The following is a 23,936-nucleotide window of genomic DNA, read 5'->3' on the forward strand; positions in this document are numbered from 1 at the left end:
CGCTGTCGCGCCCTGCGCACCCGAATCCGCAACGCCATGACGGCACCCGACCCGCAGCCGCGGCCGGCCTCCGAGCCGGGCGCCGCCGCCCCGGCCACTGCGGCCCGCGCCGGCGACACGGCGGCCGCACGGCTCAAGGAACGGATCTACGCGACCATCACCCTGGCCGCTGTCGTGGTGGCCCTCTCCGACGCCCATGTCGGTCCACAAGACGCGGCGCTCACCGTGACCGTGACGGCGCTCGGAGTCTGGCTCGCCACCCTGGTCGCTGACGAGCAGTCACACCGCGCCGTGAGCGGGCGCGGCGCCAACCGCGCTGAGATCCGCACGGCCCTGTACGTCTCGGCGCCCCTGCTGCTCAGCGCCGTCGGCCCGCTGGTGCTGATCGGCGTATCGGCGCTGGGCGCGATGGAGTTGGACACGGCGCTGCTGATCAGTGCCGGCGTGGAAGTGGCAGCCCTCTTTCTGTGGGGCTGGCGGACCGGACTGAGGATGGGCAACGGACCGCTCAGCGCCCTTGTTTCGGGTCTCGTCGACACGGTCATCGGTGTGGGCGTGGTGGCCGTGAAACTGCTGGCAGGCCACTGAACCGGCGACCCGTTGAAACGTTTTTGGGGATGCCGATTCAAAAAATCTTCAGATTCGATTGAGTAACGCGGCTCCCCTTTGCGTATCTACCAGCGTTGCGCTGTGCCGGGCACTCCAATCGGGTGAGGCGCGGTCCGACGCGGCCGAGGGGCACCCCCGCCTCCGGTGAACGACGACCAGAAAAGGGGCGGACTTGTGAGGAACAGGCAGAGACACAAGCGGTCCAGGTGGATCGGTATGACAGTCGCGGGAGTTGCTGCGCTGGCCGTTGGCGGCGGAGCGCTCCTGATGACGAACAACAACGCCTCGGCTGCCCGGGAGTCCGCGAACGACGCGCGCAAGCTGGCCGCCGCTCAGGCGCCGATCACCATCAGCTGTCCTGACGTCACCATCCGTTTGTCGAACGTTCCGCAGCAGGCGCGGCCCACGGTGGACAACGAACTGGCGAAGATGGACAGCCAGGTGGCCGACGCCTACGGACAGCTTGCGCGACGCGGCGGGACGGCCGACCAGGAATGGGTGCGCACCCGCGTACTGGACCCGCTGGCCTCCCAGCGCCGCAGCGCGCTGAACCGCATCACCGTCGAGATCTCCCGGGTTTCCAACCGGCCCGCGGGACTTGAGTCGCTGGCGGCCTGCACGGTCAAGCGCGACGAGTCGGCCTCCGCATCGAACGGAGCCGCTCCCAGCGCCTCCGCTCTCGCCGGGGAAGGCCAGGCGCAGGCAGGTCAGGCGCAGCCAGGTCAGGCGCAGCCAAGCCAGGCGCAGCCAAGCCAGGGGCAGGCAGGCCAGGGGCAGGCAGGCCAGGCGCAGGCCGGTCCGAACCGGGCGGACTTCGTGGATATCCGCACGGTGCGTCCCAACGTCGCGCTTCCGGCTCCGGGGAGCAACGCCTCCCGGGGCACCTTCCAGTCGCGCTGCGGCCGCAACGAGAACAAGCACTTCAACCCCGACAACGTGATCGTCGCCCCCGGTGTGAGCAACGGCGCCCACCACATGCACGACTACGTCGGAAATCTGAAGAACGACGCCTTCGCCACCAACGACATCCTCGGAGCCGCGGGGACGACCTGCACCAACGGAGACCGCTCCAGCTACTTCTGGCCGGTGGTCCGCCTGAGCAACGGAAAGGCCGAGAAGGACGCCAACATCCCCGGAGGAGGAAAGGACGGCAACATCGGGACCATCCTCCAGCCCGCCTCCGCCACGCAAACCTTCCGCGGCAGCCCCGTCAGCAAGGTCACGGCGATACCCAAGTTCCTGCGCATCATCACGGGTGACGCCAAGGCGTTCGTCAACGGAACGGCCAACGCCAACGCCTCCTGGAGCTGCACCGGCTTCGAGAACCGCCAGCTGAAGGACAAGTACCCGCTCTGCCCCCGGGGCAGCCAGGTGGTGCGCACGTTCAATTTCCAGAGCTGCTGGGACGGACAGAACACCGACAGCGCCAACCACCGCACGCATGTGACGTTCGCCGGCAAGAACGGCGCGTGCCCTCAGGGATTCAAGGCCATCCCGCAGCTGGTCCAGCGGATCACCTACAAGATCGCGCCCGGCTCGCTGTTCGCCGTCGACAGTTTCCCCGAGCAGCTGCACAAGCCGGTCACGGACCACGGTGACTTCATCAACGTGATGTCTTCCTCGCTGATGAAGAACGCGGTGAACTGCATCAACACCGGCCGTCGCTGCGGCTGACGCCCATACCCGGCAGCGGTGTGTGACACGCCGCTGCCGGGTCCACCCCGCTACATCCGGCTGCACCCCGGATAAATCATTCCCGCCTCATGCGCCTCGGCTGCGAAACTGGGCCGTGTGGACGAGATGAGGCAGTTCCGTGAGGCGGCCGTCACGTGGGCGGCCGGCGGTGTGGGCGCTCCGGCCGCTGCCGCGGCGGCACAGGGCCTGGCCGCCGGCATGGGTCTGCGGACGGTCGTACTCGTCGAGGGAATCAGCGACCTGGCAGCGCTCGAAGCGCTGGCCGCCCGGCGCGGGCGGGATCTCGACGAGGAGGGCATCTCGGTCCTCCCGCTCGGGGGCGCTACGAACATCGGCCGCTTTCTCGACCTGTTCGGCGGCGGTGGGCTCGACGCCGCTCCGGCCGGTCTGTGCGACGCGGCGGAGGAGCGCTACTTCCGGCGCGGTCTGGAGCGGGCCGGGCTCGGCGCGGGTCTGACCCGGACTGCGATGGAGCGGCTGGGCTTCTTCGTCTGCGACGCCGACCTCGAGGACGAGCTGATCCGCTCCCTCGGTACGGCCGCAGTGGAGCAGGTCGTCGACGCGGAGGGCGACCTGCGCTCCCTGCGTACGTTCCAGAAGCAGCCCGCACAGCAGGGACGCACCGCCGAGAAGCAGCTTCAGCGCTTCATGGGAACGACGAGCGGGCGCAAGGCGCACTATGCGCACGCGCTCATCGACGCCCTGGACCCCACCCGGATACCGAGGCCGCTGGACCGGCTGCTCGCGCACGTATGACGGCGCCGGTCAGCGGCGAGGGGCACCACCGCCGCGGTGTCAGTAGCGGTCGACGACCGGGGCTCCGGGGAACATGGAGCCGGACAGGCCCAGAGTCGCCTCGTACGCCTTCTTCTGGTCGCCGTTCTTGTCGTGCGCCTCGATGGCCTCGGTGACCGCTTCCCGCAGGGCCTCGTCGTCCTTGTGCATTCCGATGCCGTACGGCTCCTTGGTGAACGGGCTGCCGACCACCTTCAGCTTGTCCGGCTTCTGGGCGGCGTAGCCCATGAGGATCGCGTCGTCCGTGGTGACCGCGTCGACCTTTCCGTCGAGCAGTTGCGCCACGCACGCGGTGTACTTGGGCGACTCGACGGTCGAGGTGTTGTAGTCGGGCTTCTTGATCTCCTTGAGCGCGGTCGAGCCCTTGGCCGAGCAGACGGTCTTGCCCTGGAGCGAGTACGGCCCGCTGATGGTCCTGTCGTCCTTGCGGATCAGGAGGTCGGCGCCCGCCATGAAGTACGGCCCGGCGAATCCCACGCGCTGCTTGCGGTCGTCGTTGATCGTGTACGTGCCGACGTACAGGTCGACCTTGCCGTCGGCGACGGCATCCTCGCGTTCGCTGGTGTTGACCGTCTTGAACTCGATCTGCGCGGGGGAGAAGCCGAGGTCGGCCGCGATCATCTTGGCCATCTCGATGTCGAAGCCGGAGCGCTTGCCGTCCGCCTCCTCGAAACCGAGGAAGGGCTGGTCGTTCTTGGCGCCGATGACGAGCTTGCCGGCCTTCTGGGCCCGCTTCAGCGTCGTCGAGTCGATCTTGACGTTCTTGGCGACCTTGTACGTGGGCAGGGCCGGCCGGTTGAATCCCTTCGGGGAATTGGAGGGACTGTCGTCGGAGCCACCGGAGTCACCGCTGCATGCGGTGGCGCTGAGGCCGATCGTGAGCACCACGATCGTCGCGATTGAGGCGGACCTGCAGGACTTCATGGTGCAACTTCCTCTATGACCTGATTCAGCCGATTCGACGGCGCCCCAGGCCACAGAATGCCCGCCGTCGGCTCGTGCTCCGTCCTCCTCGTTGGGGAGGAGAATAAGGTACAGGACCCCCTTAGCGTCATTGCATCTGAGCGGAACTTGAGATTACGGTCTGGCCGCAAACGGCCATCTCGGGCCACCTGCCGTGAGGTGGCGGTTAAGGGAAAAATCACTTATGACTCGCCTCCGGGTGATAGAGGTCTCCGCGTCGCCCGCGGGGTCCGGGGGGTCTGCGGGGTCCCGCGGGGTCTGCGGGGTCCCGCGGGGTCCGCGGGGCGCCCCGAACCCGCGAGGGGCCGGGGCGCTTCGGCATGGGTCAGATGAGGCCCTGAGCGAGCATCGCGTCCGCGACACGCTCGAAGCCCGCGATGTTCGCGCCCGTCACATAGTCGCCGGGTGCTCCGTAGCGCTCGGCGGTCTCGTAGGTGACGCGATGGATGTCACGCATGATCTGGGCGAGTTCGTCCTCCACCCGCTCAGGTGTCCAGCTGTCGCGGGCCGCGTTCTGGCGCATCTCCAGCGCGCTGACGGCGACGCCGCCCGCGTTCGCGGCCTTGCCGGGGCCGAAGGCCACCCCCGCCTCCTGGAGGATGCCCACCGCCTCGGGTGTGGTGGGCATGTTGGCGCCCTCGGAGACGGCCTTCACGCCGTTGCGGACGAGGGTCAGGGCGTCCTGCCGATCCAGTTCGTTCTGCGTCGCCGAAGGGAAGGCGACATCGCAGGGAACATCCCATACGCGGCCACCAGGGACATAGCGGGCGGATGCCCCGCGGCGCTCGGCGTACTCGCTGACGCGTGCGCGCTCGACCTCCTTGATCTGACGCAGGAGTTCGAGGTCGATGCCCTTCTCGTCGACCACATATCCCTCGGAGTCGGAGCAGGTCAGTGCGTGGGCCCCGCTGCGCATCAGCTTCTCGATGGTGTGCACGGCGACATTTCCCGAACCGGAGACCACGGCCGACTGGCCCGCGAGCTCCTCGCCCCGCCGGCTCAGCATCTCGCCCGCGAAGAGCACGCTTCCGTAGCCCGTCGCCTGCGGGCGCATCGCCGAGCCGCCCCACGCCTCGGCTTTGCCCGTCAGCACACCCGCTTCCCAGCGGTTGGTGATGCGCCGGTACTGCCCGAAGAGGTAGCCGATCTCACGCCCGCCGACGCCGATGTCACCGGCCGGGACATCGGTGTGCTCGCCGATGTGCCGGTGCAGCTCCATCATGAACGACTGGCAGAAGCGCATGACTTCCGAGTCCGATCGTCCGCGCGGATCGAAGTCGCTGCCGCCCTTGCCACCGCCGATCCCCAGCCCGGTGAGCGCGTTCTTGAAGATCTGCTCGAAGCCGAGGAACTTCACGACGCCCAGATTCACCGAGGGGTGAAAGCGCAGACCGCCCTTGTAGGGGCCGAGCGCGCTGTTGAACTCCACCCGGAATCCCCGGTTGACGTGTACGGTGCCGCCATCGTCCTGCCAGGGCACGCGGAAGATGATCTGCCGCTCGGGCTCGCAGAGCCGCTCGATGAGCCCGGGCTGCGCGTATTCGGGACGAGCCGCGAACAGCGGAGCCAGGCTCTCCAGCACTTCCCTCGATGCCTGGTGGAATTCGGGCTCTGCCGGATTGCGGCGCTCGAGCTCGGTGCGCAGCGAAGCCAGTCTGGTCTTCGAGGAAGACAGGGTCACAGCATGTCCCTTCCTGCCCGGCCGACGGGATGACAGCCAGGCCGTGGCGGTGACGGTCCAGGTGTCGTTGCCAGCCAGCAGTACGGCCCGGTCGCTTCGACCGTTCATTGCCTCGGCTGTTTCGACGTGTCGGGCAGCAGTCTGTCGGAGTCTGACCCGCCGTGTCCGACTGTCCGTCATGTCGGCATGTCGGCATGTCGGCATGCCGACATGTCCTCCACGGGCAGGGATGTGACCCTGGCCGCGGGCGTATCGCCGGTGGCCGGCCTCCGCGCTGCACGGTGGGCGGAGTCGCCCGCCGGGCAGAGGCGTCCGTACGCCATGGGGGCGACGGTGAGTCCGGCCCGTCCAGCGCCCACGACGGCGACGCCGGTGCGTTCACTCCGCGCGGGGGAGGAGGCCAGGGGGCCGCGGGCATCCGATCAGTATGGCGGCGCCGCTTCGCCGTACTCGGAGCAACAGCCCTTGCACGCAGGCGAATTCATGTTCACCACACGAGCGCATCACGTGGGCGACGGCCGGGCGCCGTCCGTTCGCCGGATGCTCGCTGACGACCGATCCACAGTCCCCGACCGCGAGGAACCGTCCGTGAGAATGCACCGCTCGCCTCGTCTGGCAGCCGCCACCGCTCTGGGCGGGGCACTGGCCGCTCTCCTCGTTCCGGCTTCCACTCCCGCGCAGGCGCGACCGTCCGCGCTGCCCACGGTGACCCCGACCGCGGAGACCGCCGCTCTCTACGACGACGAGGCGGGCCAGAACTCCAATGCCGACGACCCGGCGATCTGGCGCAACCCCACCGACCCGGAGCGCAGTCTGGTCGTCGCCACGGCGAAGGAGGGCGGCCTGCGGGTCTACGGCCTGGACGCGAAGCTGGTCCAGTCGATTCCCGCTCCGGCGCCCCCGACGGCCGAGGACGCTCCCGGCCGGTTCAACAACGTCGACCTCGTCCACGGCCTGCGCACCCAGGCCGGCCGCGCCGATGTGGCGGTGGTCAGCGACCGCGGCAACGACCGGCTGCGCATCTACCGCATCGACCGGTCGCGCACCGGGCACCCGCTGACCGACATCACGGACCCGGCGGTCGCTCCCGTGTTCTCCGCGAACCAGCCCGAGATCAACGAACAGCGGACCGCGTACGGCCTCGCGACCTGGCGGGACAAGCGAAGCGGCCGCTCGTACGCCCTCGTCAGCCGGCGCAACCGCACCCAACTGGCGCTCCTGGAGCTGACGCCGACGGAGCACGGCACGGTCGGCTACAAGAAGATCCGCACCCTCGAACTGCCGTCGTCCTTCCGCCTCCCCAACGGCACCCGGTGGAGCCCCTGCGCCGAGCCCGACGAACTGCCGCAGGTGGAGGGAATGGTCGTCGACCCCGGCAACGGAGTGCTCTACGCGGGCCAGGAGGACATCGGCATCTGGCGTATGCGCGCCGACCTCACCGGCAAGCCGGTCCTGGTCGACAAGGTCAAGGAGTACGGCGTCCCCGGTGTCTACGACAAGGAGACCGAGGAGTGCACGCCGGGCGCCGACCCCGGCTACGGCGGCAAGCGGCTCGCGGCCGATGTCGAGGGACTGACCCTCCTCCAGGAGGACGACGGCGACGGCTACCTGATGGCGTCGAGCCAGGGGGACAACACCTTCGCCCTGTACGACCGGGAGATCGACGACGAGAACGAGTACGAGGGCGGCTTCCGCGTCGGCCACGCGTCGGCCACGCTCGACGGCAGCGAGAAGTGCGACGGCGCCGCCGTGCTCAACGAGCCGCTGGGTGACCGCTATCCGCGCGGCCTGCTGGTCGTCCAGGACGGGCACGAGACGCCGGCGGTGACGGACGGCGCAGGCGGCGACCGGGAGGCGACCGGCTTCAAGTTCGTCGATCTCGGCGCGGTGCTCGACGCCGTTGACGACGAGTGAAGTTGATCGGGTGATGTCGGGGCTGTTCGCCTGACGGCCTGGGGGTGGTTTCGGTAGCTGCGGACTGTGAGATACGCATAGCGCAGCACGAGAAATGCGACGTCAAAGCCGACTTGAACTCAACGGAGTTTCAACCACGCCCCGCCGACCGCAACCTGCAAGGCCCAACTCCGGCGACCGCCAACTGAAATGCGGCCTCAAGCGATCATTAAGGGAGTCTTAAGCCAGGCTTCCACCGTCGTGCGCGTGAAGCCATTCACCTAGTATCAGCCATACCCCACAGGGGAGTTCGGCGCCCGACGGGAGTCCACAACTCCACGTACGTCGTCGTTCAACCGCACACCCCCCCCCACAACCGAAGGCGCAGCGCATATGAGTACGCAAGACCAGGAAAATTCCACCCCGACAAACCCTCCCCGTTCACACCGGCGCGTTTCAGGAGGCTCAGCGCGGATGCGGATCGCGGTGACCAGCGGTCTCGCCCTCGCGTTCCTGGGCGGCGGTGTGGCCCTCGCCAGCGGCGCCTCGGCGGACGAGGGGTTCGCCCAGGGCACGTTGGCACAGGTGGCCGACGAGCCGAACGATGCCACTCCGGTAGACGCCTCCCCGGTCCCCGGCGGGAATGAGCTGCCGTGGTGGTTCCCCCACTAGTACCAGTGCTGTGCAGCCCAAGTAGCTAGGGCCTTTCCTCTCGAGAAATTCCCGGGCTCCACGGATGCCCGGAGTTCCCCGGCTCATCGGGAGGGCCTGGGAACTCCGGCGCCATCCACGCCGAGGTGGTCCGTCGCCGTGTCCTGGGCTCCCGCGGCGCCGACCTGGGCGTACGCACCCGGATTGCTGCCGCCGGGGGGCTGCCTGCATGCCCCTGTCCTGGCATTCTGTGCGGGTCCGCCGCGGTGCCGCTCCGCCGGACCCGGCCCGCTGGCCGGTTCGTGGAGGAGAGGGACCGGACGTGGAACCAACGACTGCCCGGGAGCAGCCCGGCGTGCTGCCCGCGGGGCTCGCCGCGGCGATACTCGGCACGGCCGAGGAGATCGCGGCGCTGCTGCGCGGCCGGACGGACACGGGTGTCCCGGTCCCCGGTTCCGAGTGGACCCTCGGCGAGGCGGCAGCCCACCTGGCGCAGGCCAACGAGCTGATGGCCGACATCGCGGCAGGGCAGGAACGCAGCCACGGGGACGGCACGCCGCAGAGTCTCGCGGCGGCCAATGAACGCGTCCTCGCCCAGTTCGGCGAGCGTGTGGCCGACCCGCTGGCCGAGATGATCGTCGCGCAGGCCGCGGCCTTCCTCGAAGCCGCGGACCGGCGCCCGGCCGAGGACATCGTGAGCACCCCGCTGGGCACCATGGACCTGGCCACCTTCGGCTCGTACCTGCTCACACACATGCTCGGCCATGGCTACGACCTTGCCCGCGCGGTGGGCCGGGACCATATGCTCGACCGCGCCCGGGTCGAACTGTCCCTTCCCTTCATGATCACGAGCATGCCCCGGGTCGTCGCCGCCCCGGCCGCCGGACTCCGTGCCCGCTACGAGATCCGACTGCGCGCCGGCACCCGCTTCACGGTGACCTTCACCGACGGCGCGGTGAGCGTCGGCCCCCGGCCCGTCGGCCGCCCCGACTGCACCATCGTCATCGAGCCGGTCACTTTTCTGCTGATCGCTCTCGGCCGCTGCGACCCCTGGGGCGCCATGGCGCGCGGCCGAATCCTGGCCTGGGGGCGCAAGGCATGGCTCGCGCCTCGCTTCCCCACCCTCTTCAAGGCGCCCTGAGCCGGGACTCCGCACGACCGGCGACCATCCTGACCGGTCCTACGACGGACCGGCCCCGGTCACCGCAACGGCACGGGCCACGAGCAGGGCCACGTCGTCATGGTCACCTGGCCTGCGCAGCGAGTCCAGCAGCAGGTCGCAGGTCTCCTCCAGAGAGCGCTGGGGGCCCGCGAGGAGGTCGAGAAGGGCGTCGAGACGTTCGTCGATGGCCTGGTCACGTGTCTCGACCAGGCCATCGGTGTACAGGACCAGATCGTCGCCGGGCTCCAGCGTGACCGTGGTGGTGTGGAAGGCGACGTTGCCGACGCCCAGCGGGGCACCCGTGGGCAGATCCAGCAGCGCGGGCGGCCGGCCGGGACGGACCAGCGCGGGCGGGAGGTGCCCGGCGCTGGAGATGAGGCACTGGCCCTGGCGGGGGTCGTACACGGCATAGATGCAGGTCGTGATGGTCTGCCCCATGCGGTCGGTGATGCGGTCGAGGTGGCGCTGCACCTCGGCCGGGTCGAGGTCGAGTTCGGCCAGGGTGCGGGTGGCCGTGCGGAGTTGGCCCATGGTGGCGGCGGCGCTGATGCCGCTGCCCATGACGTCGCCGACGACCAGCGCGGTCTTGTCGTCCGTCAGCGGGATGACGTCGAACCAGTCGCCGCCGACCTCGATGGCCGCCTCGGCCGGCTGGTAGCGGTACGCGATCTCCAGGCCCGGCTGGTCCGGAGGGCGCTGCGGGAGGAGGCTGCGCTGGAGCGTGAGGGCGGTGTTGCGCACCTGCCGGTACCAGCGGGCGTTGTCGATGCACACGGCGGCGCGGGCGGCGAGCTCTCCTGCCAGGACCTCGTCGTCGGCGTTGAACGGTTCGGCGTTGCGGCTGCGCTTCAGGTCCAGGGCGCCGAGTACCTCGCCGCGGGCGATCAGCGGCACCGCGAGGTAGGAGTGCACGCCCGCGGCGGCCAGCAGCGCCGCGGCGTCGGGACTGCGGGCGATACGCGCCAGATCATCGGGCTGCACTCGAGGGACACGGACCGGGCGTCCGGTGTTCACACAGTGGGTGACCAGCCGGTCCGCCTCGTAGCGGGCGACCTCGCCGGGCTGATCGGCCGCCTGGACGGCGACGGTGGGGTGGGACGCGGCCACGGCGAGGGAGCGGAACACCGCGGGGCCTTCGTGCAGCACGGATCCGGAGCGGCCGTTGAGGACGCTGTCGAGCACGTCGACGGCCGCTATGTCGGCCAGCTCGGGCACCGACACCTCCGCGAGCTCCCGTGCCGTCTGGTCGAGGTCGAGCGTGGTGCCGAGGCGGATGGACGCGTCCGCGACCAGCGCGAGGCGCTGCCGGGCCTGCGCGGCCTCGGTGGTCGCGCGGTGCCGCGCGGTGATGTCCACGACGGAGGTGGCCAGCCCCAGGACCTCCCCGTTGGACGATTCCAGCCGGTAGAAAGACACCGACCAGGCATGCTCGCGGTCCGGCTCTGCCGGGGTGCGGGCCACGGACTCCCGGTCCAGGATCGGGACGCCGGTGTCGAGCACCTCGCGCATGTCGGCCTCGATGGCTTCGGTGTCCAGGAAGGGCAGCGCCTCGCGTACGTACTTGCCGACGTGCTCGGCGGCGGGCAGGCCGTTGATGCGTTCCAGCGCCGGGTTGACCATGACGTACCGCAGCTCGGTGTCCACGACCGCCAGCCCGATGGGCGACTGCGAGATCAGCCGGGTGGACAGCGCCAGATCCCGCTCCACCCCGCGCAGAGTCGTCTGCTCGGTGGCCAGGCCCAGGGCGTACAGATCCTTCTGGTCGTCCTCCAGCCGCATGTTGCGGAACTCCACGAGCAGCGTGCTGCCGTCCCTGTGCCGCACGGGGAAGACGCCGGTCCAGCCCTCTTCGCCTCTCATGACCCTGGTGAACAGCCGGCGCACCAGTTCCAGACGGTTCTCATGGACCAGCAGGCGGCCCGCGTAATGTCCGAGCGCCTCCTCGGCGGTGTATCCGAACAGATTTGCGGCCTGCGGGCTCCACAGCACGATCCGGCCGTCCGAGTCCAGGACGACGGCGGCGACGTTCAGCACATCCAGGAGGCCTCCGGGCTCGGACGTGCTGGGCCTCGTCAAGGCGGGGTCGACCGGGAAGGGCTCGCGTGCACACATCCCAGGGTCCTCCGTCCGACTGCCGCCTGTGCTTCCCGGTGCCGACCTCCGCCCCGGGCGACGCCCGCGGCTCCCGATCTGTCCCATCGTCGCTGCTTTCCTGCCGTCGCCTCTACTGTTCCGTCCCAAGAGGTGGGCTTCTGTGGAGGTCGCTACCCCCCGCGTGCCCACCTCGGGCGAAAATATGGCTGGGGCTTCGGCGCCGTGGACCAGGCAACTCTCCGCTCTCGACGATCATGGCATAGCTGCATGGCTGGTGCATCAAAGTGGAGCGGGCCGACTGCGCCGGATGACGGTTTGGTTGCGTGCCGCCGATGTGCCGTTCCCGTGGCCTGACTGGGTCGTTGGTCGGGCATGAACGCCACCGACAACAATCCGATCCCCGTTCCCGACGCGCGCCTCACGGGCGCCTACTGGCTTGCCCCGCGGGCACATGAGCAGGACACCTGTACGTGGTGCGTGCAGCTGCGGGAAGCCGACGCCCATGCCCGGCCCGTCCAGCGGGAGGGAAGACGTTCACCCGAGCCCTGGATCGTCCCTCCGGGGCTGCCGCCGCGCCCGGCCCAGTCCGGCACCTGACCCGGAGCGTCACGCCAGGGCATTGCCGCGCACCAGCAGCAGCGCCAGATCGACCGCCGCCACGGCCACCGTCGCGGTGAATGCCGCCTTGCGCCAGTGCCGGCCGGCTGCGAGCCCCGCGACCGCCGCCGCCGACGCTGCCGCGAGTGCGGCAGCTCCCCAGACGCCGGGCGGACCCGCGGGGCCCAGCGCCAGAACCGCCGATGCCGCCACCAGGGGCACCGGCAGCAGCAGCCGGGTGGCCGTGACGCCCAGCCGGTGCGGCAGACCGCGTACTCCCGCGCGGAGATCGTCTCCGATGTCGGGAAGGACATCGCCCAGGTGGGCCGCGAGACCGAGCAGCGCTCCGGCTGTCACGGCCCACCACGGGGGCCAGGGACGGCCGGGCATGCTCAGGGCTACGACGGCGGGCAAGCCGCCGAAACCGATCGCATAGGGCAGCCACGACAGAGCGGTCGCCTTGAGCCTCACGTTGTACAGCCACGCCGCCGCCACCGCGGCCAGATGCACCGTACCGGCGAGTGGGCCGCACGCCAGCGAGAGAGGCACGCACACCAGGAGTGCCGCGCAGGCGGCCACCCACACCGCCCTCCGGCCGACCCTGCCGTCGGCCACCGGTTTGCCCCGGCGCCCGGCCGCGGCGTCCCGCCGCGCGTCGAGGGCGTCGTTGCACCAGCCCACCGAGAGCTGTCCGGCCAGCACGGCCGCGCCGATCAGCGCGCAACGGCCCCCGCCGAGCCCGGCGCTGACGGCCAGTGTGCTGCTCAGGGCGGTCACGGCGACCACCGGCCCCGGATGGCAGGACAGGGCCAGTCCGACCGTGGGGCCGAGCGGCCACGCCGTCACCTCGCACGCCTGCGGCTGATCCTGGACGTCCACGGTGCGATCGTAGGCACGGGAGCCGCCGAGAACGCGTGAGCCGCACGGGCGACTTGCGGTGACTCCTGTCCGTGCGCGGGCAGTGATGAGGTTCATGACGCCTCCGAAGCGGGACACGGGATGACCCGGATCGCAGCCGTACACGGCGCCCTGGCACCACACCGCCACACCCAGCGCGAGATCACCGACATGGTGGCGCGCGTGTGCCTTCCGCGGGGCGCGGACCGCCGTGCGCTCGACCGCCTCCACGAGAACGCGCGGGTGCGCACCCGGCATGTGGTGCTGCCCCTGGAGCGCTACGGCGAACTGGACGGCCTCGGCGACGCCAACGACGCCTTCATCGCCGCTGCCACCGACCTCGGTGCGCAGGCGGTACGCGGCGCACTGCGGAGTGCGGGGCTGAGGCCCGCCGACGTGGACCTGCTGATGTTCACCTCCGTCACCGGAGTGGCGGCACCCTCGGTCGATGCCCGGCTGGTCGGGCGCCTCGGCCTGCGACCCGACGTGAAACGCCTTCCCGTCTTCGGCCTGGGCTGCGTCGCCGGAGCCGCCGGTGTGGCGCGCCTGCACGACTACCTGCTCGGATGGCCCGACCATGTGGCCGTGCTGCTCTCGGTCGAGCTGTGCTCCCTCACTTTCCAGCGTGGCGACGCTACGCCCGCCAACCTGGTGGCGTCAGGGCTGTTCGGCGACGGGGCGGCGGCGGTGGTCGCGGTCGGCGGCCGTCGGGCGCCGGCGGGCGGGCCCGAAGTCGTGGCGACGCGCAGCCGGATGTATCCGGACACCGAACACCTGATGGGGTGGGACATCCGAAGCTCCGGCTTCAAGGTGGTTCTCGACGCCGCCGTCCCCGACGTCGTACGCCGGTATCTCGCCGACGACGTCCACGGCTTCCTGGAGGAGCACGGTCTCAAGCCGAAGGACGTCGCCCACTGGGTGTGTCACCCGGGCGGACCCAAGGTCCTGGAAGCCGTCTCCGATGCCCTCTCGCTGCCCGAAGGAGCCCTCGACGTCACGTGGCGCTCGCTGGCCGACGTGGGCAACCTCTCGTCGTCCTCGGTCCTGCACGTCCTGCGGGACACGCTGGAGCAGAGACGGCCCGAACCGGGAACACCCGGTCTCCTGATGGCCATGGGGCCCGGATTCTGCTGCGAACTGGTGCTGCTGCGCTGGTAGGTCGGAGGACGCGTGATCTGGTACACCGCTCTCGTGCTTGCGGTCGCGGGCGAGCGTCTCGTCGAACTCGCCGTGGCGGTGCGCAACACGCGCTGGAGCCTCGCCCGCGGCGGTACGGAGACCGGCCGCGGCCACTACCCGCCGATGGTCGCCCTGCACACCGCCCTGCTGGCCGGCTGTCTCCTTGAAGTCCGGGTGGCCGGCCGCCCGTTCCTGCCGCTGCCCGGCTGGACCATGGTGGCGGTGCTCCTCGCCGCGCAGACCCTGCGCTGGTGGTGCATCCGCACGCTCGGATATCAGTGGAACACCCGTGTCATCGTCGTCCCGGGCCTGCCCCGGGTCACCGGAGGGCCCTACCGGTGGCTGCGCCACCCCAACTACGTCGCGGTGGCCGCCGAGGGCCTGGCGCTGCCGCTGGTCCACGGCGCGTGGGTGACCGCCGTCGCCTTCACCGCGCTCAACGGGGTGCTGCTTGCGGTGCGCATCCGGTGCGAGGACGGGGCGCTGGCCACGATGGCGGCGGACGGACAGGCATGATCGACCTCCTGGTGGCGGGCGGCGGCCCGGCCGGCCTGGCGGTCGCGATCCACGCCGTCCGGGCGGGGATGGAAGCCGTCGTGCTCGAACCGCGCGCGGCTCCTGTCGACAAGGCCTGCGGCGAGGGAATCATGCCCAGCGGGGTGGCGGCGCTGCGGTCGCTGGGCGTCGACGTGCCCGGCCACGGCCTGCGCGGGATCCGTTACGTCGAGGGCGCCCGCCACGCGGAGGCGACGTTCGGGGAGGGAGCCGGACGCGGTCTCGGAGTCCGGCGCACCGAACTCCATGCCGCGCTGCACCGCAGGGCCGTGGAGCTGGGGGTACGGATCGTGCCGGGCAAGGCGGGGGAGATCCGCCAGGACCAGGACCGTGTGCGCACCTCGGGGCTGACGGCACGTTGGCTCGTCGCCGCCGACGGGCTGCACTCCCCGCTACGCCGCGAGCTCGGACTCGACCGGCCCGGCGGGGGGCCTCGCCGCTACGGTCTGCGCCGCCACTACCGCATCGCTCCCTGGACGGACTTCGTCGAAGTGCACTGGTCCCGTCATGGCGAGGCGTATGTGACCCCGGTCGGGGACGACCTGGTGGGCGTCGCCGTACTCAGTGGTGACCGCCGCTCCCACGACGAGCACCTGAGCGCCTTTCCCGCCCTGGCGTCCCTGCTCCACGGCCGGGCGTCGGGTCCGGTGCGCGGCGCCGGGCCCCTGCGCCAGCGGGCCCGGACCCAACGGGCCGGGCGCGTCCTGCTGGTCGGCGACGCGGCGGGCTATGTCGACGCCCTGACCGGCGAAGGCATCGCCCTGGCCATGGCGACGGCCGCCGCGGCCGTCGGCTGCCTTGTCTCCGGCCGGCCTCAGGTCTACCCGGCCCGGTGGGCACGGCTGACGAGACGTCACCGTCTGCTCACCGCGGGTCTGCTGCTGGCGGCCCGGCAGCCCGCCGCGGCACGCTTGATCGTCCCGGCGGCCTGCCGTGTGCCGGGCGTCTTCCGGGCGGCGGTGCGGGCCCTTCAGTAGACGGCGACCGTCGGGCCGGGCAGGGGCGCTCAAGCGATGCCGAGGTGGACAGTGCGATGCTGGCGGTGTGCCCCACACGCCCCGCGCGCCACAATCCATAACAGCCGACTCACCACACCCCGCGGTGAGCCCGCTGCTGACCCAGTCCTGGCTCGATCTGGCGTTCCTGCACTGGGCCGCCGATCCGGCCGATGTGGCACCGCTCCTGCCGGCCGGGACCGTCCCCGACACCCTGCACGGGGTCACCTACGTCGGACTCGTCGCCTTCCGGATGCACCGGGTCGGCTGGTTCAGTCTCCCCGGCATCCCCTACCTGGGCACGTTTCCCGAGACCAATGTGCGGCTCTATTCGGTGGACGCCCATGGACGCCGCGGGGTGGTCTTCCGGTCCCTGGACGCCTCACGGCTGATCCCGGTGGCGTTCGCGCGCACGGTGTTCCGGCTGCCGTACCTGTGGTCCAGGATGGCGATCCGGCGCGACGGCGACACCCTCACGTACACCAGTACCCGTCGCTGGCCCGGACCGCGCGGCGCGCACAGCAGGATCTCCCTGCGGATCGGTGAGCGGGTTGAGGAGCCCAGCGAGCTCGAACACTTCCTGACCGCCCGCTGGGGCATGCACAACACCTTCTTCGGACGGCAGGTGTACCTGCCGAACACTCATCCGCGCTGGCCCCTCCACCGCGCCGGACTCATCGAGTGCGACGAGAACCTGGTGACGGCGGCGGGACTGCCCGAACCGGCGGGGGAGCCGGTGAGCGTCCTGTATTCACCGGGTGTCCCGGTACGCTTCGGCCGCCCCGCCCGCCCCGGCGGCATCCCCACCCCCTGAAACCCGCGTGGGCCGGGGCTGGGACTCAGTGTGTGAGGGCCAGGACGCCGAGGATGAATCCGTCCTCGTCGACCACGGGCGAGACAGCGAGATCCCGGGCCCGCATGGCGTACTCCGCTTCGAGCAGCGACGTCTCGGACAGGGTGAAAGGGCCCCGGTCGTGGACGATGTCGCGCAACCGAGTGTCCTCGGCGTACCAGGAGCCGCTGCGGTACGCGGTGAGCTGGGTCCGGGAGACCAGACCGGCACAGCGGTCGTCCTCGCCGCGGACGATCAGATGTCCCACGCCCGCGCTGATGAGGACGGAGAGCGCGACATCGACGATCATGTCGTCACCGACCTGTGGGCCGGGCGAGGTCATGACGTCGGCGGCGGTCAGCGCGTCGTGGTGGTGCGACGTCCGGGGATGAGTGAGCATCAGCGTCAATGGACACCTTCCGTGTTGGGTGGATCAGATGAGCCGTGGCGAATGCCAGGGCCCGGATGTCATGCGGCGTTTCTGGCGGCGGACGAGCGCTGCGAGCCGCCTGTACGGCCCGACGTGCCGGTACGTCCCTGGGACGCGCCACCCGAGCGGCGGGCCTGGGACGGGCGGCTGCGCCGGCCCCGGGACGTCGAGGCGCTTCGCTTGGCCCGCTCCACGACCGGCGCGCTGATGGTGACCGGGACACCCGACGGCGCCTGCGCCCCCGTGATGCGGCTCAGTTCGGCTTCGCCGGAGCGCACCTGGGTGGTCTGCGGAGTGATGCCCGCGTGGCCCATCAGACGGGTCATCTCGCGGCGCTGGTTGGGCAGGACCAGCGTGACGACGCAGCCGGACTCACCGGCGCGGGCGGTCCGGCCGCCGCGGTGCAGATAGTCCTTGTGGTCGCTGGGCGGGTCCACGTTGACGACCAGGTCGAGGTTGTCGACGTGGATGCCGCGGGCCGCGACATTGGTGGCCACCAGGACCGTGACGTGCCCGGTCTTGAACTGGGCCAGGGTGCGGGTGCGCTGGGGCTGCGACTTGCCGCCGTGCAGCGCCGCGGCGCGCACACCGCTGTTCAGCAGATGCTTGGTGAGCTGGTCGACCGCGTGCTTGGTGTCCAGGAACATGATCGTCCGGCCCTCGCGCGCGGCGATCTCGGTCGTCGTGGCGTACTTGTCGGAGCCGTGCACATGCAGGACGTGGTGCTCCATCGTGGTCACCGCCCCCGCCGACGGGTCGACGGAGTGGACCACCGGGTCGTGCAGATAACGGCGGACCAGGAGGTCGACATTGCGGTCCAGGGTGGCGGAGAAAAGCATCCGCTGGCCCTCGGGCCGTACCTGGTCGAGCAGTTCGGTGACCTGGGGCATGAAGCCCATGTCCGCCATCTGGTCGGCCTCGTCCAGCACGGTGATGCCGACGCGGTCGAGCCGGCAGTCGCCGCGCTCGATGAGGTCCTTGAGCCTGCCGGGTGTCGCGACGACGACCTCGGCCCCGCCGCGCAGCGCGCCCGCCTGCCGGCCGATCGACATACCGCCGACCACCGTCGTCAGCCGCAGCTTCAGCGAGCGGGCGTACGGGGTGAGAGCGTCGGTGACCTGCTGGGCCAGCTCCCGGGTGGGCACGAGAACCAGAGCCAGCGGCTGCTTGGGCTCGGCGCGCCTCCCCTCGGTGCGTGCCAGAAGAGCCAGGCCGAACGCGAGTGTCTTGCCGGAGCCGGTGCGTCCGCGGCCCAGGACGTCGCGGCCCGCGAGAGTGTTGGGCAGGGTCGCGGCCTGGATCGGGAACGGCACGGTGACGCCCTCGGCGTGGAGCGCCGACAGCAACGGAGCGGGCATGTCGAGTTCGGCGAATGCCTCGATGGCGGGCAGCGCCGGGGTGATGGTGACGGGGAGCGCGAACTCCCCCTGCACCGCGGCGGGACGGCGCCCGTATCCGCCGGAGCGGCCGGAGCCGGCCGGGCGGCCGGGAGCGCCGCCGCGCCCCTGCGACTGCGAACGGAAGCCGCCGCTTCTGCCGGAGCCGGCGTTGTCGCCCTTGCGGGTGCGGGAGTAGCGGTCGTTCGTGCGAGCTGTGCGGTTCAAGCCAGAACCTTCCTCGACAGGGCACGTATCGAGGGATTCCCGGCAGCCACACAAGGCACGGAGAATCGCAAGAACGAGCCGGAGCAATACGAAGACGCAGCCCGGCCGCCGCAGCGAAATGCGGGGCGGGCTCGTTTCAATGACTGACTCGCGCCGCGTCAATGGGGCGCAAAGTCATAAGAGTTCGGCCGGAAGTGTGTCCGGCGGGAGCCATGGGCGTGTTGTCCGCCCTACGGCGAGAAGAACCGCCGGGGTCGGGCGCATGCCGATGGCAGCGGTCCGGTCGGCGTCGGGAACGCAACGAGCTGGGGCCCGCACCCCCAGGTGCGGGCCCCAGCTGCGTGTACGCGTGAGCGTCAGGCGGGAGTGATGTTCTCGGCCTGCGGGCCCTTCTGGCCCTGCGTGACGTCGAAGTTCACCTTCTGGCCTTCCTGCAGCTCACGGAAGCCCTGGGCGGCGATGTTCGAGTAGTGGGCGAAGACGTCGGGGCCGCCACCCTCCTGCTCGATGAAGCCGAAGCCCTTTTCCGCGTTGAACCACTTGACGGTGCCAGTAGCCATGTCTTTTTTCTCCTTCGGGGCAGTGCCCGGTACCCGCACTGTGCGGATACCGTGTCGCCGCGATGATCGCCCCGTCCGGAATGAATCCGGAAATACATAAGTGCACACACCGGCGGTTACACCGGTGCGGGCACTTGAAGTCTTTGGGAACCACAACTGCAACTGAGAACAACGGTAGCACGGCGCAAGCGGCCGGGCGCGGCGAGTAATATCACTCCGCCCGCCGCGCCATAAACTCTCATCGCGTACGGTCCGAATATCTGTGCCTGCGGCCATAGATATTCGGATGCCGGTGGTCAGGGGGCGGTGGATCCGCCCGCCTCCGCAGGGCTGCGGCGCAGTTCCTCGTTGATCCGCAGGGCCTCTTCGAGCTGGTCCTCCAGAATGACGATGCGGCAGGCCGCCTCGATCGGCGTGCCGCCGTCGACCAGTTCGCGTGCGCGTGCGGCGATGCGCAGTTGGTAGCGGGAGTAACGGCGATGGCCTCCCTCGGACCGCAGCGGGGTGATCAGCCGGGCCTCGCCCACGGCCCTCAGGAAGCCGGGGGTGGTGCCGATCATTTCGGCGGCACGCCCCATGGTGTAGGCGGGGTAGTCGTCGTCGTCGAATCGATCAGTGTTGGGCGAGGGGGTTTCCTGCGGCATCGTCACCTTTTCTGGAACGCGTCGAGGGGCCCCGGTGCGTAGACACCGGGGCCCCGAGGGGTATCAACACCATCTGCCGGCGCTGTGCGCTGGCTTTCGTATTCCGCGGGTCCGTCCCTGAGGGCGGAGCTGCGGGGATCGCGGATGCGTGACCGGGGACCACCTTCCCATCGGGGTCTGCGGTACCCGAGCGAAGTCGATCCTCGCCCGGGCGATCCTGATGGCGTCTGCTCCTCTCTCTTCTCGGTCCTGCTCTGATCATTTGTCGCCTCGTCGGCGACTCTGTCGGCTACGGAAGAAACCCTACCCATGAGGGAGCGTAATTTCTACTGTGTCGGGGGCAGATTTTCCTGGTTCCGGAGTGAACTATTGCCGCACCGCCGCTTCGCTGTCGCCGCCGCCCCGCCGCGGCCGGGACCCTCGGAGGCCTGCCGCGGAAACTTTTTCGGAAGATCTTGGCCGAGGATGTCGAAAACGCGGCGCCGGTTTCTACCTGTCCATGAGCGCGCCGAGAAGGTGCACCAGCGTGAGGAGCAGGCCATGAAGTACATGCTGTTGATGCAGTTCAGCGAAGCGGCGGCGGAGTTCCCGTCGATCGCCACCTGGACCCCCGAGGAGATCCAGGCGCACATCGCGTTCATGCACGAGGCGAACAAGAAGATCGCCGACGCCGGGGAGCGGGTGGACGCGCAGGGGCTGGCCATGCCGGAGCAGGCCAGGATCGTGCGCGCGGGCGAAGGCGGAGCCCCGCTGATCACCGAGGGCCCCTACCCTGAGACCAAGGAGTTCGTGGCGGGCTGGTGGATCGTCGACTGCGAGACGCCCGAGCGGGCGTACGAGATCGCGGCGTTCATCTCGACCGCGCCCGGCCCGGGCGGCGCCCCGCTGAACATGCCGATCGAAGTGCGCCAGGTGATGTCGGCACCGACCGAGGAGCTGTAGGTACTGACCGCACTGGACACGGACACCAACGCCCTGCTGCGCCAACTGGCGCCGCAGGTCGTCGGTGTGCTCACCAGGCGCTACGGCGACTTCGACACCGCCGAGGACGCGGTCCAGGAGGCGCTGCTCGCCGCCGCGACCCAGTGGCCGCAGGAGGGCGTGCCGCTCAACCCGAGGGGCTGGCTGATCCAGGTCGCGAACCGCCGTATGACCGAGCAGGTGCGCAGCGAACAGGCTCGTCGGCGGCGGGAGGACCTCGCGGCCAGACGCGAACCGGCGGACCGGCGTTCGGCACCGGCAGCCGACGAGGACGAGGCGCTGGACCGGGACGACACTCTGATCCTGCTGTTCATGTGCGCGCACCCCGCGCTGACGCGCGCCTCGGCGGTCGCTCTCACCCTGCGGTCGGTCGGCGGCCTGACCACGGGCGAGATCGCCCATGCCTTCATGGTGCCCGACGCGACGATGGCTCAGCGGATCAGCCGGGCCAAGCGGCAGATCAAGGCCTCTCGGATCCCCTTCCGGATGCCGGACCGCACCGACTGGGCCTCCCGGCTCGACGCGGTGCTCTCCGTTCTCTATCTGATCTTCAACGAGGGCTATGCCAGCAGTGGTGGCCCCGCCCTGCAGCGCGTCGAACTCTCCCGGGAGGCGATCCGGCTGGCGCGGGCCGTCCGTCGGCACCTCCCCGACGACAGCGAGGTCGCCGGACTTCTCGCGCTGATGCTGCTCAACCACGCCCGCAGCCCGGCCCGTACGGGACCGGACGGTGAACTGGTCCCGCTCGCCGGGCAGGACCGCAGCCTGTGGGACGGCGATGCCATCGAGGAGGGCATCGCCCTGGTCACCTCGGCCCTGCCCAACGGACCTGTCGGGCCCTACCAGGTCCAGGCCGCGGTGGCCGCCGTCCACGACGAGGCGAAGCGGGTCGAGGACACCGACTGGCCGCAGATTCTCGCGCTGTACGCGGTGTTGGAGCGCATCTCGCCCAACCCGCTGGTCTCGCTCAACCGGGCGGTCGCCGCAGCCATGGTCCATGGCCCGGCCGCCGGTCTGGACATCGTCAAGGCCCTCGACGCGGACGGACGCCTGGCGGACCACCATCGTCTGTACGCGGTCAGGGCCCATCTCCTTGAGATGCTCGGCGACCGGCAGGCCGCAATCGAGAACTACCGTGCGGCGGCGAACCGCACGATAAGCCTTCCGGAGCGACACCACCTCGCCATTCGCGCCGCCGAACTTGCCGCGTCGCTCGCGCCGCCGTCCGCGGGCGGTGCCCGGAAGGCCGAGAACACGGAGGAGGTCAGACGCGGAGAACGCGGCTGAGGTGTGCGGACAGCTCCGATGCCTCCGGCGGGGTCTGCCGCAGCCCCAGGTAGCCGTCCGGGCGGATCAGCAGTGCTGTGGGGCCCTGGGCGTGGTACACCTTCTGGAATTCTCCGCGGCTGTCGCGATGGGCCGGAAGCTCCAGGGTGCCCCTCTCCAGACCGGGCGCGAGCACGGCATGGGCGCCCACCTGCCCATGAGTCAGCTCCTTGGCCGCCGCGGCCAGTTCGTCGAATCCGGCGCTCCGGCCTTCGCCGTCCGCGTAGAGGAGCAGCAGATGGCCCCGGTCGCGGATCAGGTCGAACAGTCGCATCGGGAAGGTGGCGATGTCGCCGAGTAGACCGCCGCAGTCCGGTGCGCGGTCGCCGGCACGGGGACCGGACTGTCCGGGGGTGTCCGGCCCCACGATCGGGCTGCCGCGGTAGGAGATCAGCAGTTGGGCCTCCCGCAGCATGACGGTGGCCGGATCGTCGGGGTCGGCCTGGATGCCGTCGGTCGCATGCCGGACCGTGCGTCCCACCACCTCTTCCCCCACAGGCCGGCGTTCGGCGTCGTAGGTGTCGAGCAGCTGCGGGTGCGCGGTCCCGGTGAGTGTCAGGGCCAGCTTCCAGGCCAGGTTGTACGCGTCCTGGATACCGGTGTTCATGCCCTGGGCGCCGGTGGGTGGATGGATGTGCGCGGCGTCCCCGGCGACGAAGACCCGGCCGTCGGAGTAGCGGTTCACGATCCGGTGACTGATGCGGAATACGGAGGACCAGCGGAGGGAGGATGCGGTGGTCGGCTCCGGAGCCATCCGGTCGAGGACGGCCTGGACGTGTTCGAGCCCGGGCGCGCGTCCGCCCTCCAGGCCGTGGGTCACCTCGTCACCCTCCGGCTGGTTCTGGGTGGAGAGCTCGGGAGGGACGAGCATGGACATGCGGTAGCGGCAGTGGCCGGGCAGGGGAATGCACACCAGGATGTCGTCGGTCGAACCGTCGGTCTGGTGGATGGCGCGCACTCCGTAGCCCGGCGGCAGGCTCCAGTCGACCTCGACATCCGCCAGCATGTACTCGTCGGGGAAGGCTCCGCCCTCGAAGGTCAGCCCGAGTCCCTTGCGGACGGCGCTGTGCGCGCCGTCGCAGCCGATGAGGTAGCGGGAGCGGACTTCCTCCTCCTCGCCGGACGATGTGGTGAGCCGGCTCCGGACGCCGCCCGCGTCCTGCTCGAACGAGACCAGTTCGGTGCCGCGCTCGACAAGGGTGTCCCAGTGGTGGAGGTGCTCCTCGATGAGCCGCTCGGTCTCGTACTGCGGCAGGGCGGCAAAGCGGTAGGGCACGTCCGGCGGCAGCTCCAGGTCGATGCGCACATGCTGTGCGCCGTTCAGATACATCAGCTGACCGCGCGCCGGTATCGCGGCGTCCAGGACCGCGTTCACCATTCCCATCCGGTCCCAGATCTCCAGAGTCCGGGGCTGGATGCCCACGGCCTTCGCGTACGGAAGGCGGGCCGGGAGTCGGTCGATGATGCGGCAGCCGACGCCCTGCCGTCGGAGTTCGGCCGCCGCGGTGAGCCCGACCGGGCCCGCACCGACGACCAGTACATCTGTGTCCACCACTGGCGTCTCCCGCCGAGAGAACCTGGTGCTCCGGCCGGCGCACCCCGGGCCGCGAAGCCCCGGACCGCCGTCTGCCGTCCCCCGCGCTTCCATCGTCGCCCGGCGCTGCGCGTCCGGCTACTTCAGCGACGCCTCGCATGCTTCTTGACCGTGGATCGCGCCTCCACGATGCTGGTGTTGCGACACGTGAGATGCGTGCCGTAATAAGCAACGGATGTATGGGCGTCCGCGGGCGCCC

22 protein-coding genes are annotated in these 23,936 nt (G+C 70.3%); 13 read left to right on the top strand and 9 right to left on the bottom strand.

The annotated features are described in order from the left end of the window. Positions 1-36: 36 nt before the first annotated feature. The 3 genes from OG293_RS34300 (at position 37) to OG293_RS34310 (ending at position 3,060) form a co-directional block, all read left to right on the top strand. Positions 37-588, top strand: coding sequence for a hypothetical protein (locus OG293_RS34300; RefSeq protein ID WP_406002632.1), 552 nt, complete (start codon positions 37-39; stop codon positions 586-588). Between the two features lie 237 nt (positions 589-825). Continuing rightward, positions 826-2,283, top strand: coding sequence for a DUF1996 domain-containing protein (locus OG293_RS34305; RefSeq protein ID WP_406002633.1), 1,458 nt, complete (start codon positions 826-828; stop codon positions 2,281-2,283). Positions 2,284-2,400: 117 nt separating this feature from the next. After that, positions 2,401-3,060 (top strand): TOPRIM nucleotidyl transferase/hydrolase domain-containing protein, encoded by a 660-nt coding sequence (locus tag OG293_RS34310; protein ID WP_406002634.1) that lies wholly within the window; start codon positions 2,401-2,403, stop codon positions 3,058-3,060. Between the two features lie 39 nt (positions 3,061-3,099). Here OG293_RS34310 and OG293_RS34315 read toward each other — a convergent pair whose 3' ends face one another. Next, positions 3,100-4,023, bottom strand: coding sequence for a glutamate ABC transporter substrate-binding protein (locus OG293_RS34315; protein ID WP_406002635.1), 924 nt, complete (start codon positions 4,021-4,023; stop codon positions 3,100-3,102). A gap of 364 nt (positions 4,024-4,387) precedes the next feature. Continuing rightward, positions 4,388-5,743 carry an NADP-specific glutamate dehydrogenase gene (gdhA, locus tag OG293_RS34320; RefSeq protein WP_406002636.1) on the bottom strand — a complete coding sequence of 452 codons (1,356 nt, stop codon included), beginning with the start codon at positions 5,741-5,743 and terminating at the stop codon, positions 4,388-4,390. A gap of 594 nt (positions 5,744-6,337) precedes the next feature. On the opposite strand from gdhA, the gene OG293_RS34325 reads away from it, so the two are divergent. From OG293_RS34325 to OG293_RS34335, 3 genes are all read left to right on the top strand, one after another. Further along, the gene (locus tag OG293_RS34325) at positions 6,338-7,657 is read left to right on the top strand and encodes a phytase (RefSeq protein WP_406003803.1); all 1,320 of its coding nucleotides are present in this window, start codon (positions 6,338-6,340) and stop codon (positions 7,655-7,657) included. A 453-nt stretch (positions 7,658-8,110) separates the two neighbouring features. Beyond that, the gene (locus OG293_RS34330) at positions 8,111-8,308 is read left to right on the top strand and encodes a hypothetical protein (protein ID WP_406002637.1); all 198 of its coding nucleotides are present in this window, start codon (positions 8,111-8,113) and stop codon (positions 8,306-8,308) included. A 301-nt stretch (positions 8,309-8,609) separates the two neighbouring features. Further along, positions 8,610-9,428, top strand: coding sequence for a maleylpyruvate isomerase family mycothiol-dependent enzyme (locus OG293_RS34335; protein WP_406002638.1), 819 nt, complete (start codon positions 8,610-8,612; stop codon positions 9,426-9,428). A gap of 39 nt (positions 9,429-9,467) precedes the next feature. Here the strand turns inward: OG293_RS34335 and OG293_RS34340 are convergent, their stop codons facing one another. Continuing rightward, positions 9,468-11,561: a SpoIIE family protein phosphatase gene (locus tag OG293_RS34340; RefSeq protein ID WP_406002639.1), complete on the bottom strand. Its 2,094-nt coding sequence runs from the start codon at positions 11,559-11,561 to the stop codon at positions 9,468-9,470. A gap of 354 nt (positions 11,562-11,915) precedes the next feature. Between OG293_RS34340 and OG293_RS34345 the strand changes: the two genes are divergently transcribed. Further along, positions 11,916-12,140: a hypothetical protein gene (locus OG293_RS34345; RefSeq protein WP_406002640.1), complete on the top strand. Its 225-nt coding sequence runs from the start codon at positions 11,916-11,918 to the stop codon at positions 12,138-12,140. Positions 12,141-12,149: 9 nt separating this feature from the next. Here the strand turns inward: OG293_RS34345 and OG293_RS34350 are convergent, their stop codons facing one another. Continuing rightward, on the bottom strand, positions 12,150-13,019 hold the full coding sequence (locus OG293_RS34350) for a UbiA family prenyltransferase (protein WP_406002641.1): 870 nt from the start codon (positions 13,017-13,019) through the stop codon (positions 12,150-12,152). A gap of 120 nt (positions 13,020-13,139) precedes the next feature. Between OG293_RS34350 and OG293_RS34355 the strand changes: the two genes are divergently transcribed. From OG293_RS34355 to OG293_RS34370, 4 genes are all read left to right on the top strand, one after another. After that, positions 13,140-14,195: a type III polyketide synthase gene (locus tag OG293_RS34355; protein ID WP_406002642.1), complete on the top strand. Its 1,056-nt coding sequence runs from the start codon at positions 13,140-13,142 to the stop codon at positions 14,193-14,195. Between the two features lie 12 nt (positions 14,196-14,207). After that, entirely contained in the window at positions 14,208-14,732 is a 525-nt protein-coding gene (locus OG293_RS34360) for an isoprenylcysteine carboxyl methyltransferase family protein (RefSeq protein ID WP_406002643.1), read from the top strand. Further along, on the top strand, positions 14,729-15,748 hold the full coding sequence (locus tag OG293_RS34365; protein WP_406002644.1) for an NAD(P)/FAD-dependent oxidoreductase: 1,020 nt from the start codon (positions 14,729-14,731) through the stop codon (positions 15,746-15,748). The genes OG293_RS34360 and OG293_RS34365 overlap by 4 nt, the downstream gene beginning before the upstream one ends. Before the next feature lie 67 nt (positions 15,749-15,815). Then, entirely contained in the window at positions 15,816-16,580 is a 765-nt protein-coding gene (locus OG293_RS34370; protein ID WP_406002645.1) for a YqjF family protein, read from the top strand. 25 nt (positions 16,581-16,605) lie between these two features. Here the strand turns inward: OG293_RS34370 and OG293_RS34375 are convergent, their stop codons facing one another. The 4 genes from OG293_RS34375 to OG293_RS34390 all read right to left on the bottom strand — a co-directional run bounded on the left by OG293_RS34375 (position 16,606) and on the right by OG293_RS34390 (position 19,836). Further along, entirely contained in the window at positions 16,606-16,998 is a 393-nt protein-coding gene (locus OG293_RS34375) for a CBS domain-containing protein (protein ID WP_406002646.1), read from the bottom strand. 68 nt (positions 16,999-17,066) lie between these two features. Continuing rightward, entirely contained in the window at positions 17,067-18,632 is a 1,566-nt protein-coding gene (locus OG293_RS34380) for a DEAD/DEAH box helicase (RefSeq protein WP_406002647.1), read from the bottom strand. A 356-nt stretch (positions 18,633-18,988) separates the two neighbouring features. Next, complete coding sequence (locus OG293_RS34385; protein ID WP_100580096.1) at positions 18,989-19,192, bottom strand: cold-shock protein; 204 nt, start codon at positions 19,190-19,192, stop codon at positions 18,989-18,991. A gap of 296 nt (positions 19,193-19,488) precedes the next feature. Then, the gene (locus OG293_RS34390; RefSeq protein WP_406002648.1) at positions 19,489-19,836 is read right to left on the bottom strand and encodes a MerR family transcriptional regulator; all 348 of its coding nucleotides are present in this window, start codon (positions 19,834-19,836) and stop codon (positions 19,489-19,491) included. A 540-nt stretch (positions 19,837-20,376) separates the two neighbouring features. On the opposite strand from OG293_RS34390, the gene OG293_RS34395 reads away from it, so the two are divergent. Beyond that, positions 20,377-20,778, top strand: coding sequence for a YciI family protein (locus tag OG293_RS34395; protein WP_406002649.1), 402 nt, complete (start codon positions 20,377-20,379; stop codon positions 20,776-20,778). 12 nt (positions 20,779-20,790) lie between these two features. Continuing rightward, positions 20,791-22,104, top strand: a complete 1,314-nt coding sequence (locus tag OG293_RS34400; RefSeq protein ID WP_406003804.1) for an RNA polymerase sigma factor — start codon at positions 20,791-20,793, stop codon at positions 22,102-22,104. Here the strand turns inward: OG293_RS34400 and OG293_RS34405 are convergent. Then, positions 22,082-23,698 carry an FAD-dependent monooxygenase gene (locus OG293_RS34405; RefSeq protein ID WP_406002650.1) on the bottom strand — a complete coding sequence of 539 codons (1,617 nt, stop codon included), beginning with the start codon at positions 23,696-23,698 and terminating at the stop codon, positions 22,082-22,084. The genes OG293_RS34400 and OG293_RS34405 overlap by 23 nt on opposite strands. Positions 23,699-23,936: the final 238 nt, after the last annotated feature.

It is taken from the genome of Streptomyces sp. NBC_00829 (assembly GCF_045161795.1).
In the GTDB taxonomy this organism is placed as follows: Bacteria; Actinomycetota; Actinomycetes; order Streptomycetales; family Streptomycetaceae; genus Streptomyces.